This is a genomic window from Pseudomonas sp. RGM 3321 (assembly GCF_022836805.1).
Taxonomy (GTDB): Bacteria; Pseudomonadota; Gammaproteobacteria; order Pseudomonadales; family Pseudomonadaceae; genus Aquipseudomonas.
Map to the genome: position 1 here is coordinate 58,421 of NZ_JALHBH010000097.1, position 13,581 is coordinate 72,001.

Annotated in this window: 9 protein-coding genes; 7 read left to right on the plus strand and 2 right to left on the minus strand. The window is 59.5% G+C overall.

Features of this window, described 5'->3' with window-relative positions; all coding sequences use genetic code 11:
- The first annotated feature begins 148 nt into the window (after positions 1-148).
- Entirely contained in the window at positions 149-1,309 is a 1,161-nt protein-coding gene (locus RGM3321_RS06800; RefSeq protein ID WP_244392243.1) for a SulP family inorganic anion transporter, read from the plus strand.
- Between the two features lie 23 nt (positions 1,310-1,332).
- Here RGM3321_RS06800 and RGM3321_RS06805 read toward each other — a convergent pair whose 3' ends face one another.
- Together RGM3321_RS06805 and RGM3321_RS06810 are read right to left on the minus strand one after the other, a co-directional pair.
- Positions 1,333-2,508 (minus strand): ATP-binding protein, encoded by a 1,176-nt coding sequence (locus tag RGM3321_RS06805; RefSeq protein ID WP_244392244.1) that lies wholly within the window; start codon positions 2,506-2,508, stop codon positions 1,333-1,335.
- A gap of 5 nt (positions 2,509-2,513) precedes the next feature.
- Complete coding sequence (locus tag RGM3321_RS06810; protein ID WP_244392245.1) at positions 2,514-3,203, minus strand: response regulator; 690 nt, start codon at positions 3,201-3,203, stop codon at positions 2,514-2,516.
- Between the two features lie 98 nt (positions 3,204-3,301).
- Here RGM3321_RS06810 and RGM3321_RS06815 point away from each other — a divergent pair, with 98 nt between their 5' ends.
- The 6 genes from RGM3321_RS06815 to RGM3321_RS06840 all read left to right on the plus strand — a co-directional run bounded on the left by RGM3321_RS06815 (position 3,302) and on the right by RGM3321_RS06840 (position 13,569).
- Positions 3,302-4,774, plus strand: coding sequence for an efflux transporter outer membrane subunit (locus tag RGM3321_RS06815; RefSeq protein ID WP_244392246.1), 1,473 nt, complete (start codon positions 3,302-3,304; stop codon positions 4,772-4,774).
- Positions 4,775-4,793: 19 nt separating this feature from the next.
- Complete coding sequence (locus tag RGM3321_RS06820; protein WP_244392247.1) at positions 4,794-5,645, plus strand: MipA/OmpV family protein; 852 nt, start codon at positions 4,794-4,796, stop codon at positions 5,643-5,645.
- Positions 5,646-5,727: 82 nt separating this feature from the next.
- Entirely contained in the window at positions 5,728-6,795 is a 1,068-nt protein-coding gene (locus tag RGM3321_RS06825; protein ID WP_244392248.1) for an efflux RND transporter periplasmic adaptor subunit, read from the plus strand.
- Entirely contained in the window at positions 6,792-9,845 is a 3,054-nt protein-coding gene (locus RGM3321_RS06830) for an efflux RND transporter permease subunit (RefSeq protein ID WP_244392249.1), read from the plus strand. The genes RGM3321_RS06825 and RGM3321_RS06830 overlap by 4 nt, the downstream gene beginning before the upstream one ends.
- 73 nt (positions 9,846-9,918) lie before the next feature.
- On the plus strand, positions 9,919-11,160 hold the full coding sequence (locus RGM3321_RS06835) for a M20/M25/M40 family metallo-hydrolase (protein ID WP_244392250.1): 1,242 nt from the start codon (positions 9,919-9,921) through the stop codon (positions 11,158-11,160).
- 699 nt (positions 11,161-11,859) lie between these two features.
- Positions 11,860-13,569: a ShlB/FhaC/HecB family hemolysin secretion/activation protein gene (locus RGM3321_RS06840; RefSeq protein ID WP_347880967.1), complete on the plus strand. Its 1,710-nt coding sequence runs from the start codon at positions 11,860-11,862 to the stop codon at positions 13,567-13,569.
- Positions 13,570-13,581: the final 12 nt, after the last annotated feature.

The window sequence follows — 13,581 nt, forward strand, 5'->3', positions numbered from 1 at the left end:
ACCCTGACTGCCGCTGACTGCGGTCGCCTGTCGTTGTGTCCGTTTTACGGTCGCCGCCACCTCAATCATTACTCATTCGAAAACCGATGCACACGCACGTCCGGCACTCGCTGATGCGCGCTCTGCGGTGTTCGACACAAGTATTTCCATGCTCGAAAAAATCAAAGCTACGTGGTTTTCCAGCGTCCGGGCCGATGTTCTGGCCGGGCTTGTCGTTGCACTGGCCCTGATTCCAGAGGCTATCGCGTTCTCCATCATCACGGGGGTAGACCCGAAAGTCGGGCTTTACGCCTCGTTCTGTATCTGTGTGGTCATCGCTTTCGTGGGCGGCCGTCCGGCGATGATTTCCGCAGCCACAGGGGCGATGGCACTGCTGATGGTGAACCTGGTGAAAGAGCATGGTCTTCAGTATTTGCTGGCCGCCACGTTACTGTGCGGCGTACTACAGATTGTTGCGGGGTATTCGCGCCTCGGAGAACTGATGCGCTTTGTTTCACGATCAGTCGTGACCGGCTTTGTGAGCGCGCTGGCGATTCTGATTTTCATGGCCCAACTGCCAGAACTGACCCATGCGACCTGGCCGGTTTATGCAATGACGGCGGCGAGCCTGGCGATTATCTATCTGTTCCCGCGCCTGCCATTGCTGGGCAAATTGCTGCCGTCGCCGTTGGTGTGCATTCTGCTGCTCACGGCAACGTCCATTTACATTGGCCTTGATGTACGAACTGTCGGTGATATGGGCGCAATGCCTGACAGTCTGCCGGTGTTCATGTGGCCGGACGTCGCGCTGAATCTCGACACGCTGTTGATCATCCTGCCGTACTCCGCGGCGCTGGCGGTGGTGGGCCTGCTTGAGTCGATGATGACCGCAACCATCGTGCTGGTCGTGACGGTGATCGTGGTGGTAGCCACCCATAACCTCGCCTATGGCGTGTTGGTGGGGTCCCTGCTGGCCGCGATGTTCTTTGCCAGCAAGATCGCCCGTTATCTCGACGTCACTTCGCGCCGAGACCCTGAGCATAGTCACCGCACTTATTACGTCACCGGCCAGGTGTTTTTCGCTTCTGCCGAGCGCTTCATGGCGTCCTTCGACCTGCGCGAAAACGTCGAAACACTCGCCATTGATCTGCGCGAGGCGCATTTCTGGGACATCACTGCGGTTGCCGCGCTGGACAAGGTGGTGCTCAAGCTGAGGAGGGCGGGTATCAGTGTGGACGTTGTCGGCATGAACCGGGCGACGGCCACGCTGGTGGACCGGTTTGGCGTGCACGACAAACCGGACGCTATCGATTCGTTGATGGGGCATTGATCCGCAGGTTCGGGTCAGCAGGGTCAGGCCGGGATTTCCAGGCGGATCACCGACCCGCCGCCAGGCCTGTTGCGCACCCCGATAGTGCCGTCATGCTCGAGGCAAATAGCCCGGGCGATGGACAGGCCAAGGCCGCTGCCTCCCGAATAGCGCGCCCGCGAACGTTCGGCGCGCCAGAAACGGTCGAACACCTGTTCAAGGTTTTCCGGGCCAAAGCCGGGCCCGCGGTCGGAGACGGTCAGTTCCATGCTCCGTGCGCTGGCCCTGCCGACAATCAGCAGTTCACCGCCCATCGCCGAGTAGCGCAGCGCATTATCGACGAGAATATTGACCACCTGGCCGATCCGGTCACGGTCGGCGGTGACGGTCAGTCGTTGGGGGATGTCGATCGTCACGACAACGCCCGCTTCATCGAGCTGTGCGGCAAACCAGCTCAGGCGTTCGGCCACCAGTTTCTCAAGGGAAAATACCCTCTTGTCCAGGGTCAACTGGCCAGCGCTGGCCAGTGAGAGAAGGTGCAGATCGCTCACCAGTTTGTTCAACTGGTTGAGTTGGCGGTGGACCATTTCCAGTTGTGCCAGATCGCGCGGGAACACTTCATCGATCATGCCCTGAATACGCCCCATGGCCGCGTTCAGTGGCGTGCGCAGTTCATGGGCGATCATCGCGCTGGACTCGCTGACCTCCAGTTCGTAACGCCCCAGTTGGGTGGTCATGGTGTTGAAGTCGCTGACCAGCGCCTGTAGCTCGTCCGGGTCTTTATCGCTCATAGGCAGGCGCGTCTTGAAGTCACCCTGAGCGACCTGACGCGCGCCCTTGGCAATCGAAGAGAACTGGCTGGAAAGCGGGCGGGAGAACAGAAAGCCGAAAAAGATGATGATCGGGATGGCCATCATCACCAGCGCTGCCAATACCCACCACTCCTTGTTGGCGATGCCCGGCAGCAGGTTTTCGATCGGGTAATACTCGAAGAACAACTCGCGAAGCTTGATCATGTCCATGGCAGGTTCGGCTTGCAACCTTATGAACTCCGTGCGCACATCGACTGGCATTGCCTGCAATGTGAGCCAGTCAGACACCGTGACGTGCAGCCACATGCAGAACGCGATCACGATGACTGCGCCGACGGCCAGCATGCTCATGCGCATCCCGACCCAGTGCCATAAAGGTTTCTGCCGGTGTCTGAAAAAGCGTTGCATGAGGCTCACCTGAATCGATAGCCGACAGAGCGGACGGTCACCAGCACATTATCCACGCCGTGAATTTCGAGTTTGCGACGCAGATTGTGCACGTGCGCATCGACAACCCTGGCCAGCGCCTCGCTGTCGGGCAGGCAGATTTCCAGCAATTCTTCGCGGGTGAAGGCTTTGGAGGGTGTTTTCAGCAAGGTCGAAAGGATCTTGAACTCGGTGGGTGTCAGGTCGAGTAGTGTGTCTGTGCCATCTCGTCCTTCAATGATGGCGGTGACTGCATCCAGGTCCACCAGCAGGTTCTGGTAACGCAAATGGCGTTCGTTACTGGCGTTCTGCTGGGAGCGGCGCAGCACCGCGTGCACACGGGCCACCACTTCCTTGGGGTTGTAGGGTTTGACCACGTAATCGTCAGCCCCGTAGCGCAATGCGCCGAGCTTTTCCGGTTCGTCGCCCATGGCGGTGACCATGATCACCGGCGTGTCGCTGCAGCGCCGGACTGCCGAAAGCACGTCCGTGCCACTGACAAGCGGCAGCATGACGTCCAGCAGAATCAGGTCGGGTTTCCACTGACGGTGCATATCGATACCGCGCTGACCGTTTTCGGCCAGCCCGACGTTGAAGCCGTCACGACGCAGGTAAGCCTCAAGAATGCTGGCACTGTCGGCATCGTCTTCAACGATAAGAATGCGTTTTCCTGACACGAGCGCGCCTCTTGATCAAATCTTGATAATTCACGAACGGTTTGTTGAAAGTCGACGTTCAGGATGCTGTCCAGAGCCCACTGTCGCGGACAGATCCTATGCCGATGAGTACACCGATGTCCAAGCGTATCCGCAACCTCGGATGCTGTTACCTGGCTATGCTGCTGAGCCTGGTTTTTTCGGGTTGCTCATTGATTCCCGAGTATCAGCGCCCGGCCTTGCCGGTTCCAGCAGACCAGTTGTCTGCTGTCGTCCCGGCCGGTGATGCGTCCATTGCCATCGCGCTGACTGCGGACGAAGAAGCGCTGGCTGCCGAGCTGTCGCCAAAGGGTGAACTGCGGGTTCTGTTGCAATCAGCCCTGACGTTCAATCGCGATTTTCGCGTGGCGCTGCTGAGGGTGGACGAAGCCAGGGCGATGCGCGGCATAACCCGTGCCGATCGTTTTCCGACAATTGCCGCAAGCGTCCAGCGTAACCGCCAGCACTTCGATAATGCGGCTGCCGATGAGCGTTATGGTCAGCACCTTTCCATTGCATCGGTGGGCGTCTCGGACTTTGAACTGGATTTTTTTGGGCGCGTGCGCAGCCTGTCCGAGGCTGCGCAGCATGATTATCTGGCCAGCACGTATGGCCAGCAAGCGGCGCGCAGTGCGCTGGTTGCGGAAGTGGCTCGCGCCTGGCTGGCCGAGCGTCTGGCCGCCGCCGTGCAGCAGGATGCGCAGGCCGTTCATGATGCCCGGCTGATGCTGGTAAAGGCGGCCGAAGAGCAGCAGCGCCAGGGTGCCACTTCACTCGACGATCTGATGGCGCAGCGCCTTGAAACCTTGACTGCACAGCAGCAGGTACAGGATGCGCTAAGCGATCACGCGAACGCTTCCCAGGCTTTGCTGCTGCTCACCGGCTACTCGGCAGTGTTGCCAGCCACCACGCCGGAAACGCCGGCGCTGACCATCGCGCTGGTCGAGACACCGGCCTGGCTGTCGAATCTGCCGTCTCAGCGTCTGCTTGAGCGTTTTGATATTCGTCAGCGCGAAGAAGCACTCAAGGCCAGCAACGCCAATATCGGTGCCGCCCGTGCTGCATTCTTTCCGTCCATAAAACTCAGTACCAGCGTAGGTCTGCAGAGCGACAGTCTGCGCACGCTGTTCAGCAATGGCAGCGGTACCTGGCTGTTCTCCCCGCAACTGAACCTGCCGTTGTTCGACGGCGGGCGTAATCAGGCCAACCTGGATCTGGCGCATGTGCGCCAGCAGATCGCGGTCGCCGAGTATGAAAAAGCCATTCAGAACTCGTTTCGTGAAATGGCCGGTGTGCTGACCCGTCGTCAGCTGGCCCTGGGCCATGTTCGCAACGAGATCGAGCGCGTCGCGCTGGTGCAGGAAAAAGTGTGCCGCCTGTCCTTCGAGCTCAATGCCGGTGCTGCCGAACGCACGGCATTGCTGGGCTCCACCATCCGTATCGCCGAAGCCGATGCAGCCGGTCGCAAGTCACTCGATGAGCTGCAACAAAACCGAATCGACATGTTTCGAGTGCTTCGCGGCGCAGAACCGACAACCCCACCTCAATCCTGAATGAAACCGGAGTATCACCATGAGTCCTGAAACCGTTCGTCCTCACGTTCGTCCTGCAATGCTCAAGCCTGCGCTAGGCGTGTTGATCGCCTCAGTGGCCATGACACTGGTCGGTCAGGCTTTTGCTCAGGACAGCGCGTCTACGCAAAGCCAGTCCATTCTCGGCGACAGGTTCAACGTCAATTTCGGCCTCGGCATGGCCGTGCTGCCACGCTACATGGGGGCCGATGAATACCGCAGTCAAGTGTTGCCGATGCTCACCGTTCAGCGCGGCATCTTTTTTGCGGATACCGCACGGGGAGTGGGGCTGCAATGGCAGTCTGATTCCGGGTTCGGGGCCAGCGCAGCGCTCAACTACGATTTCGGCCGTACCGAGAAAAACAGTACAAACCGCCCTGGTTCCAATGAACTCAGAGGGATGGGCACCGTCAAGGGTGCAACGGTTGGCGACTTCATGATCTCTCAACAGCTCACACCGTGGTTGTCGGCCAGTGCCGAGGCCGAACTGCGTGTGGCCGGTGAAAAGCGTGGCAACCGTTACCGCTTGGGTTTTGAGGGCATCGCCTACCACAGCCAGACCGATACGGTGACGCTGGATATCGATGCGCATGCCGGTGACGGCCGTTACAACCAGACCTACTTCGGTGTGAGCCCGATCCAGAGTCAGCGCACCGGCTTTTCCAGGTTCACGGCAGACAGCGGGATTTACGCGTACTCGGCTGCGCTCGCCTGGCAGCACACCTTTGATGCCCACTGGTCAACCGTTGCAAGCCTTGGGGTGACCCACTACACCGATCAGACCCGTGGCAGCCCGCTGGTCGAGACCGATGCCGAAGGCAGCGGTTTGATTGCCTTGAACTACGCCTTCTGAAGGGATGAAGCCTGTCATGCGATTACATCCCGATGGGTTTCCTGATCTACAGCGATGTGTTTTACACGCTTGCAGTATCGTAATGATCGCCCTGATGGTCAGTGGGTGCAGCGATAAACATACGGCCAGCGTCTCGGCCATCCGTGCCGTCAAGGTTGAAGCTGCACGGGCAGGAGAGGGAACCACGGTGCGCTTTATCGGCACCGTTCGGCAGCAGGAGCGCGCCAGTCTGGCGTTTGAATCGGCAGGCACCCTGACAGAACTGCGGGTCGACATTGGCGATACCGTTGAAAAGGATCAGGTGCTCGCCAGCATTGACCGACAGCCTGCGCAGCTGCGTCTGCAAGAGGCGCAGGCCAGCTTGCGTCTGGCCAGAGCGCAGGCGGTTGAACGTGAGCTTAATTATCAGCGTCAGAAGCGTCTGCTCGCGGCAGGCAGTGTCGCCCAGAGTGTGGTCGAGTCGGCCCTGGCATCCAGTGAACAGGCCAAGGCCGAGCAGGTCCGGGCCCAGGCTGAGCAGGCTCTGGCCCACCACGAGCTCGACCGCACCCGGTTGATCGCACCCTTTGCCGGGCGAGTAGTCGCACGGCATGCACAGCCGCGCACCGTGTTGCCCGCTGGGCAAGTGGTGCTGGACATCGAGTCCGCTGCCGGGCAGGAGGTGGTGGCTGCTGTTCCGCTGGCGCCTGCCGAAACGCTCAAACCTGGTGACCTGGCCAGAGCCTCAAGCACGGCAGACGGCACTTCAGGGTTTGATCTGGCACTTGAAGGCATCTCAACCCGTGCCGATGACGGGCTGGTCAGAACGGCCGTGTTTCGTGTGTTGCGGCCTGCCAGTAGATTGCCCAGCGGCGTCACGCTGCTGGTGCAGATGCATCCCGATACCGGCACACAGCCCTTGTCGGTCCCGGTCCAGGCGTTGTGGATGGGCACTGGCAGCAACGCCGCCGAGGTCTTTGTTTACCAGCCAGGCGGAACAGTCGCCATCCGCTCTGTTTCGCTGGGTACGGTTAAAGATGGCCGGGCGTTGATCGCCAGCGGCCTGGCTGTCGGGGAGCGAGTGGTCACTGCCGGCGCTGCTTTCCTGCAGGACGGCGAGACCGTCACTCTGTTTCAGCCTGGAACACGTTTGACCGGGGGCACGCAATGAGTCTTACCTACCGCGCAATGAGCGCGAGCCGCCTGACCCTGTTTGCGGCCTTCCTTGTTTTGCTCGCCGGTGTCGCGACCTTTTTGGGGTTTCCGTCGCAGGAAGAACCTTCGGTGACGGTTCGCGACGCACTGGTCAGCGTGTCCCTGGCCGGGCTCTCCACCGAACGGACGGAAGAGCTGCTTGCCAGGCCACTCGAAGAACGTATCCGTGAACTGGCCGAGATCAAGAACATTGTCACCACGGTCCAGCCAGGCCGGGTGATTGTGCAAGTCACGGCGTATGACACCATCAAGGATCTGGGACTGCTGTGGCAACGACTCCGGGCGAAGGTGAGCGAAACGAACGGAGTCTTCCCGGCCGGCACCCAAGGGCCCTTTGTGGACGATGATTTCGGTCGCGTGGCAGTGGCTTCCGTTGCGTTGACGGCGCCGGGTTTTACCATGAGCGAGATGCGCGCGCCGATAAAACGCCTGCGCAATCAGCTTTATGAGCTCAAGGGTGTCGATCAGGTCGAGCTGTATGGCCTGCAGGACGAGCGAATCTACCTCGACTTCGATCACCAGACACTAGCGGCAGCCGGGCTTTCGCCGCAACAGTTGCTCCAGCAATTGCAAAACCGCAACCTGATCGCGCCGGGAGGCAACCCGGTCATCGGGCAACAGAGCACCACGCTCTCGGTCAGCGGCGAGGTGCTGTCGCTGGATCAGCTTCGTCAGTTTCCCGTGCAGTTGCCCGGCGGCCAGATGGTAGCGTTGCATGACCTGACCCGAATATCGGTGAGCCCTGTCGACCCGCCGGAAACCGAAGCGATCTACCAGGGGCAGGATGCTGTGGTGCTGGCCGTTTCGATGCAGCCCGGACTCAATGTCCAGACGTTCGGTGCCGCTCTGCGCAAAAAACTCGGCGAGCTGGAACAACAACTTCCAGCGGGCTTTACCCTGCACATCGTGACGTTTCAGTCCAGCGTGGTTCAGCACGAAATGAACAAGATGTATCACGTCATGGCCGAAACGGTCGTTATCGTGATGTGTGTGGTCATGCTGTTTCTGGGCTGGCGTACCGGCCTGGTGGTTGGGGTGATTGTGCCACTGACCATCCTGAGTACATTGCTGGTCATGCGCTCGCTGGGGATAGAACTGCAGACGGTGTCGATTGCCGCGATCATCCTGGCCCTCGGGCTGCTGGTGGACAATGGCATTGTCATCGCCGAGGACATCGAGCGGCGTCTGCACGCCGGGGAGGACCGACGGCGGGCCTGTGAGGAAGCCGGGCATACGTTGATGATCCCCTTGCTGACTTCGTCACTGGTCATTGTGCTGGCGTTTTCGCCGTTCTTTCTGGGGCAGACCAGCACTAACGAATACCTGCGTTCGCTGGCGATTGTGCTCGCCACCACGCTGATCAGTTCGTGGCTGCTCAGCATCACCGTGACGCCCCTGTTGTGCTTTTACTTTGCCAAGGCACCCGCTGTCTCAGGGGCGACTGACAACATCGATGAGTATGCATCGGTGTTCTATCGAGGCTATCGAAAAGTCATCGAGAGGCTGCTGAATCACTCCTTGATCTTCATCGCAAGCATGCTGGGATTGCTGACGGTTGCGATCGTCGTGCTGACCCAGGTGCCTTACGACTTTCTGCCCAAGTCCGACCGCATGCAATTCCAGATTCCGTTGGTGCTGGAGCCCGGCAGCAGCTCGCGTGCTACGTCTCAGGCCGTGCGCGATATCAGTCAGTGGCTGAGCAGCGATCAGGGCGTCAAACACAGCATTGGCTATGTCGCCAATGGCGGGCCGAGAATTGTTCTGGGGCTCAATCCGCCTCTGCCCGCGCCGAATATTGCCTACTTCACGGTCAGCGTGCGTGACGGTGCCAACCTCGATGCAGTCATTGAGCGAACCCGGCACTTCATCCTGACCCAGCACCCCGAAGTCGAAGCGCAGCCCAAACGGTTTTCCATGGGCACCACCGAAGCCGGGATTGCGGTCTACCGGGTCATTGGCCCTGACGAAAAAGTGCTGCGAAATATTGCCCGCAAAATCGAGCAAGCCTTTTCGGCGTTACCCGGAACCCTGGACGTACGCGATGACTGGCGTACCCGGCTGCTGCGTTATGACGTAGTCGTCGATCAGTACAAGGCGCTGCATGCCGGTGTTTCCACTCAGGACATCGCGCAAGCTCTGCAACTGAGGAACACCGGGCTGTCTGTGTCATCGCTGCAGGATGGTGAAACGGCTGTGGCGATTGTGGCTCGTGAGCAGGGCACAACGATTACGCCTGCCAATGATCTGGACAGTACGTTGATTTACCCGGCTTCCGGGGCGGCGCCGCTGATGTTGTCCGCCATCGCGACGGTCGAACCCGAGGCCGAGGCATCGACCATTCAGCGCCGCAATCTGGAGCGTGCGATCACTGTGGTAGGACACAATCCGTCGTTGACCGCCACCTCGATCATTGAACATCTGGCACCGCAGATTGCGACGCTCAATATGCCAGCGGGTTATCGCATCGAACTGGGTGGTGAAATAGAGGACTCGGCCGAAGCCAACCAGGCGCTTCTGCAATACATGCCGCACGCACTGGTGGCGATGCTGTCGTTGTTCGTGTGGCAGTTCAATTCGTTTCGCAAGTTGCTGATCGTCATATCCAGTGTGCCCTTTGTGATCATCGGCGTGGCATTGGCCCTGGTGCTCACCGGATACCCGTTCGGCTTCATGGCGACGTTCGGGCTGCTGTCGCTGGCCGGCATCATTGTCAACAATGCGGTGCTATTGCTCGAACGCATCGAGGTTGAGCGCGGGCACGGGCTGTCGGTTCGTGAGGCGGTGGTCAACGCAGCGATCAAGCGGTTGCGACCGATCGTGATGACCAAACTCACGTGCATCATCGGCTTGGTCCCTCTTATGCTTTTTGCCGGCCCGCTCTGGGAGGGTATGGCGATCACGATCATGGGCGGGCTGGCGTTGGGCACACTGGTGACGCTGGGCTTGATCCCGATTCTGTATGGGCTGCTGTTTGACACGTTCGAGCGTTGGCGTACCGCGAGTTGACTCATGACGGCCGGTGTTTGTTTAAGGTATGGTCCTGAAAACCTCGACTAACCGAACACAAGGACGGAACAACATGCGCTCATTCTCCCGCTCGCCACTGGCCGCTCATCTCGCTTTGGCGCTTGCGTTGACAGCTCTGGCACCAGCGGCCATGGCCGAACCGCACAAGGCGATCCAGGCCGATGCCGAGCAATACAAGGACGAAGCCTTGAAGCTGCTGGAGCGTCTGGTGAACATCGACTCGGGTTCCGGGTATGTACCGGGCCTGACCAAGGTCAGCGACATCGCGATCGAAGAGCTGAAAAAGCTCGGTGCCACCATCGAGCTCGTTCCAAATACGCCAGAAGCCAGCAACCACGTCATCGCCACCCTGAAAGGCACCGGCAAGGCGAAGATTCTGCTGATGGCGCACATGGACACCGTGTTCAAGGAAGGCTCCGCGGCCGAGCGTCCGTTTCATATCAAGGACGGGCGTGCCTACGGCCCAGGCGTGATGGATGACAAGGGCGGCATCGTTGCGGCTATCTATGCGCTGAAGGTGCTGCACAACCTGAAGTTCACCGACTACGCGCAGATCACGGTGCTGCTCGACGCCAGTGAGGAGACTGGCTCAGGCGTCGGTACCGAGCTGATCAAGAAAACCGCGAAGGAGCATGACGTCACGCTCAACCTGGAGCCGGGACGTCCGGCCGACGGTCTGGTGGTGTGGCGCAAAGGCTCGGCAACCGCGCTGGTCGAAGTCAAGGGCAAGGCCTCGCATGCAGGCGTGGCGCCTGAGTTGGGACGTAACGCCGCGACCGAAGTTGCCCATCAGATCCTGCAACTCGGCAAGCTGGGTGACGAGGAGAAGAAAACCACCATCAACTTCACCGTGCTCAAGGCGGGAGACCGCACCAACGTGATTCCTGATCAGGCCAGCGCCAAGGCCGATGTGCGTGCTGCCGTACCGGAGGAGTTTGACCGCGTCGAGCAGGATCTGGCCAGGGTGTCGGCCAACAAGCTGGTGCCTGATACCGAGGTCAAGACCAGCCTGGTCCGTGGCCTGCCACCGATGCCGCAAACCGCGCAGTCCGATGCATTGGTCGCGATGGCGCAAGGCATCTACGGTGAGCTGGGCCGCACCCTGACCATCGAGGGCAGCGGCGGGGCGGCGGATTCAAGTTTGTCTGCCAGCGTAGGAACGCCGACGCTGGATGGTTTCGGCATCGTCGGTGGCAACATCCATACGCCTGAAGAGTACGCCGAGGTGGGCAGTGTCGCGCCACGGATCTATCTGCTGTCGCGGATGATCATGAAGTTGTCCGGGCAACAGTGATTCGAAAGGCCTCCCGCGCAGGGTAATGAGAAGTGTTTTTCGCACGCTTCTCGTTCCTCGCGCTCCGCATTGGAACAATAAGCAGTCAGATTGTGTATAACGATGAGTGCAAGGCGCGGGAGGCTCTAGAGTCCATGACGCGCTTCTAAACAGATACAAGACTGCAGCGCCCCCGATAGTGCATACAACAGGAGGCGGCTGGAATAGCGGTTCATTGTCGGGTATTTGCCGATAACTAGTTGTTATGACCCATCCCCGTGTTTACTCATGCGTCACATTGCAGGGTTTGACCGATAACCTGCAGCCTCTTTATTCACACCTTAGCGATACAGAAAGACCGTCGTTGCGGCTCCAGAGCCTTGGAGGGTCAGCATGCTTTCACCTATTTGCTTTAAACCATAGCCATTTTATCAGTGCGTCCGCGGCCTTGGCGCGAGCCGGTTTTCGTGTGCTAGCCGATTAGCATTTCTGCATATATTTAATTATGACCTTAATGCTATGTCGAAAAGATACGCTGCCGCCTATCAATACTAAGCACACGATCCTTTGGCGCAGGCTAGAGGTCGGTGCTGTCAAAATCAACTTCAAAAAAAGTTCAACAAATCGGATACAAGGTCGATACAAATATTTGACGCCATGATGATGGCGTTCTAATATTGCCCACCTTTTGATATCAATATGCTACTGCAAGGACGCACCGTGCACCCTCATGCTCCCAGAGTAGCCCTGCTGCTCATGCTCGCCATCGCGCCGTTCCCCTTGCTTGCAGCCAGCCCTCCCGCCAATTTGCCAGGCGAACAAGACCTCATTCGTGATCGTCAGGACCGCTTGCTCGAAGAGCAACGCCGTCGTCTTGAAGACCTCAAGGACCTGCCGGGCAAACAAGCTGCACCCGCGGTACCAGGCGCGCCTGCTGACACCCGCTGCTTCACCATTCAGCGTATAGAGCTCAAGGGCGCTGATTCACTGTCGCCCGCCGAGCGTGATGAGCTGATCGCGCCGTATCAAGGCAAGTGTCTTGGCGTCGCCCAGCTCAACGAGTTGCTGAAAGTCATCACTGATCATTACCTTGAAAAAGGCCTGGTGACGACTCGCGCCTATCTGCCGCAACAGGACCTGTCTACAGGCGACCTGCAAGTGCTGGTCATTGAAGGCAAGCTGGAGCATCTGCGCGGCGATGCTGCCAGCGGTCTGTCGGCGCGTGAGCTGGCCATGACCTTTCCCGGCAAGGAGGGCGAGATGGTCAACCTGCGCGAAATCGAGCAGATGGTCGATCAGCTCAACCGTCTGCCGTCCAATCAGGCGCAGATGGAACTGACCCCCGGCCAGGTCGTCGGCGGCAGCGATGTGGTGGTCAAGAACACTCCGCGAAAACCGTGGCGGGCCAACCTGTCGCGTACCAACGAGGGGCAGCGCAGCACCGGTGAGCAGCAATGGAACGCCGGGCTTGAATGGGACAATCCGCTGGGGCTGGCCGATCAGTTCAGCCTGCGCGGCGGCCACGATGCGATCAGCGATCGGCAGAAAGCATCGCGCAATGCCTCGCTTGCCTACAGTTTGCCCTGGGGCTGGTGGACATTCAGCTATCTGTACAACACCAGCGAATACCGCTCGGTGGCCCAGGCCTCGAACATCAACTTCAAGCAGGATGGCGACAGTCAGAACCACCAGTTCAAGGCCGAGCGGGTCGTGTATCGCGACGCGCTTAGCAAGACCTCGCTCAATGCCGGTCTGTCCTACCTGCGCACCAACAACTACGTCGAAGACAGCAAACTGGCGGTCAGCAGCAATCGCATCACCGAGGCGCAGTTCGGTATCAACCACGGGCGGCGGGTCGGTTCGGCGTTCATCAACATCGACCTGGGCATGCAGCAGGGCATCGGTGCACTGGATGCGCAGGGCAACCACGATCCTCGCCCGGGTGAAGCCGATGCACGTTATCGCAAATACACCGGCACCCTCAGCTACCTGCACCCCTTTCAACTGTGGGGCGAGAACCTGAGCTTCACCAGCCTGGCCACCGGGCAGCGCAGCGAAGATGTGTTGTTCAGCTCGCAACGCACCAGCCTGGGCGGATCGGCATCGGTGCGTGGTTACAAGGATGAGTTTCTGTCTGGCGACAGCGGTGGTTACTGGCGTAACGAGTTGCGCCTGACTCGCCCGGTCACCCTGGACTGGCTGCGCCCGGTGTTCGCCGAATATGGCGCGGCTGCCGGTTACGACCAGGGCGTGATCCGCAACGACCGTTACAACGGCGACCAGCATGGCCGCTTGTCGAGCAATTCGTTCGAGCTGTTTACCCGAGGCCAGCACGTTGCGGCCTCAGTGACCTTCGCTCATTCCCTGGAACGTCCTGATGTGATCGAGCGCGAAGCACCGATCTATTTCCGTATGGACTTCTTCCTTTAATAACGCCGTTCT

Bases quoted from the DNA above. Each gene is read 5' to 3' on its own strand.
- RGM3321_RS06815 (WP_244392246.1), top strand. From the start codon at position 3,302: ATGCCGATGAGTACACCGATGTCCAAGCGTATCCGCAACCTCGGATGC.
- RGM3321_RS06830 (WP_244392249.1), top strand. From the start codon at position 6,792: ATGAGTCTTACCTACCGCGCAATGAGCGCGAGCCGCCTGACCCTGTTT.
- RGM3321_RS06800 (WP_244392243.1), top strand. From the start codon at position 149: ATGCTCGAAAAAATCAAAGCTACGTGGTTTTCCAGCGTCCGGGCCGAT.
- RGM3321_RS06835 (WP_244392250.1), top strand. From the start codon at position 9,919: ATGCGCTCATTCTCCCGCTCGCCACTGGCCGCTCATCTCGCTTTGGCG.
- RGM3321_RS06820 (WP_244392247.1), top strand. From the start codon at position 4,794: ATGAGTCCTGAAACCGTTCGTCCTCACGTTCGTCCTGCAATGCTCAAG.
- RGM3321_RS06825 (WP_244392248.1), top strand. From the start codon at position 5,728: ATGATCGCCCTGATGGTCAGTGGGTGCAGCGATAAACATACGGCCAGC.
- RGM3321_RS06805 (WP_244392244.1), bottom strand. From the start codon at position 2,508: ATGCAACGCTTTTTCAGACACCGGCAGAAACCTTTATGGCACTGGGTC.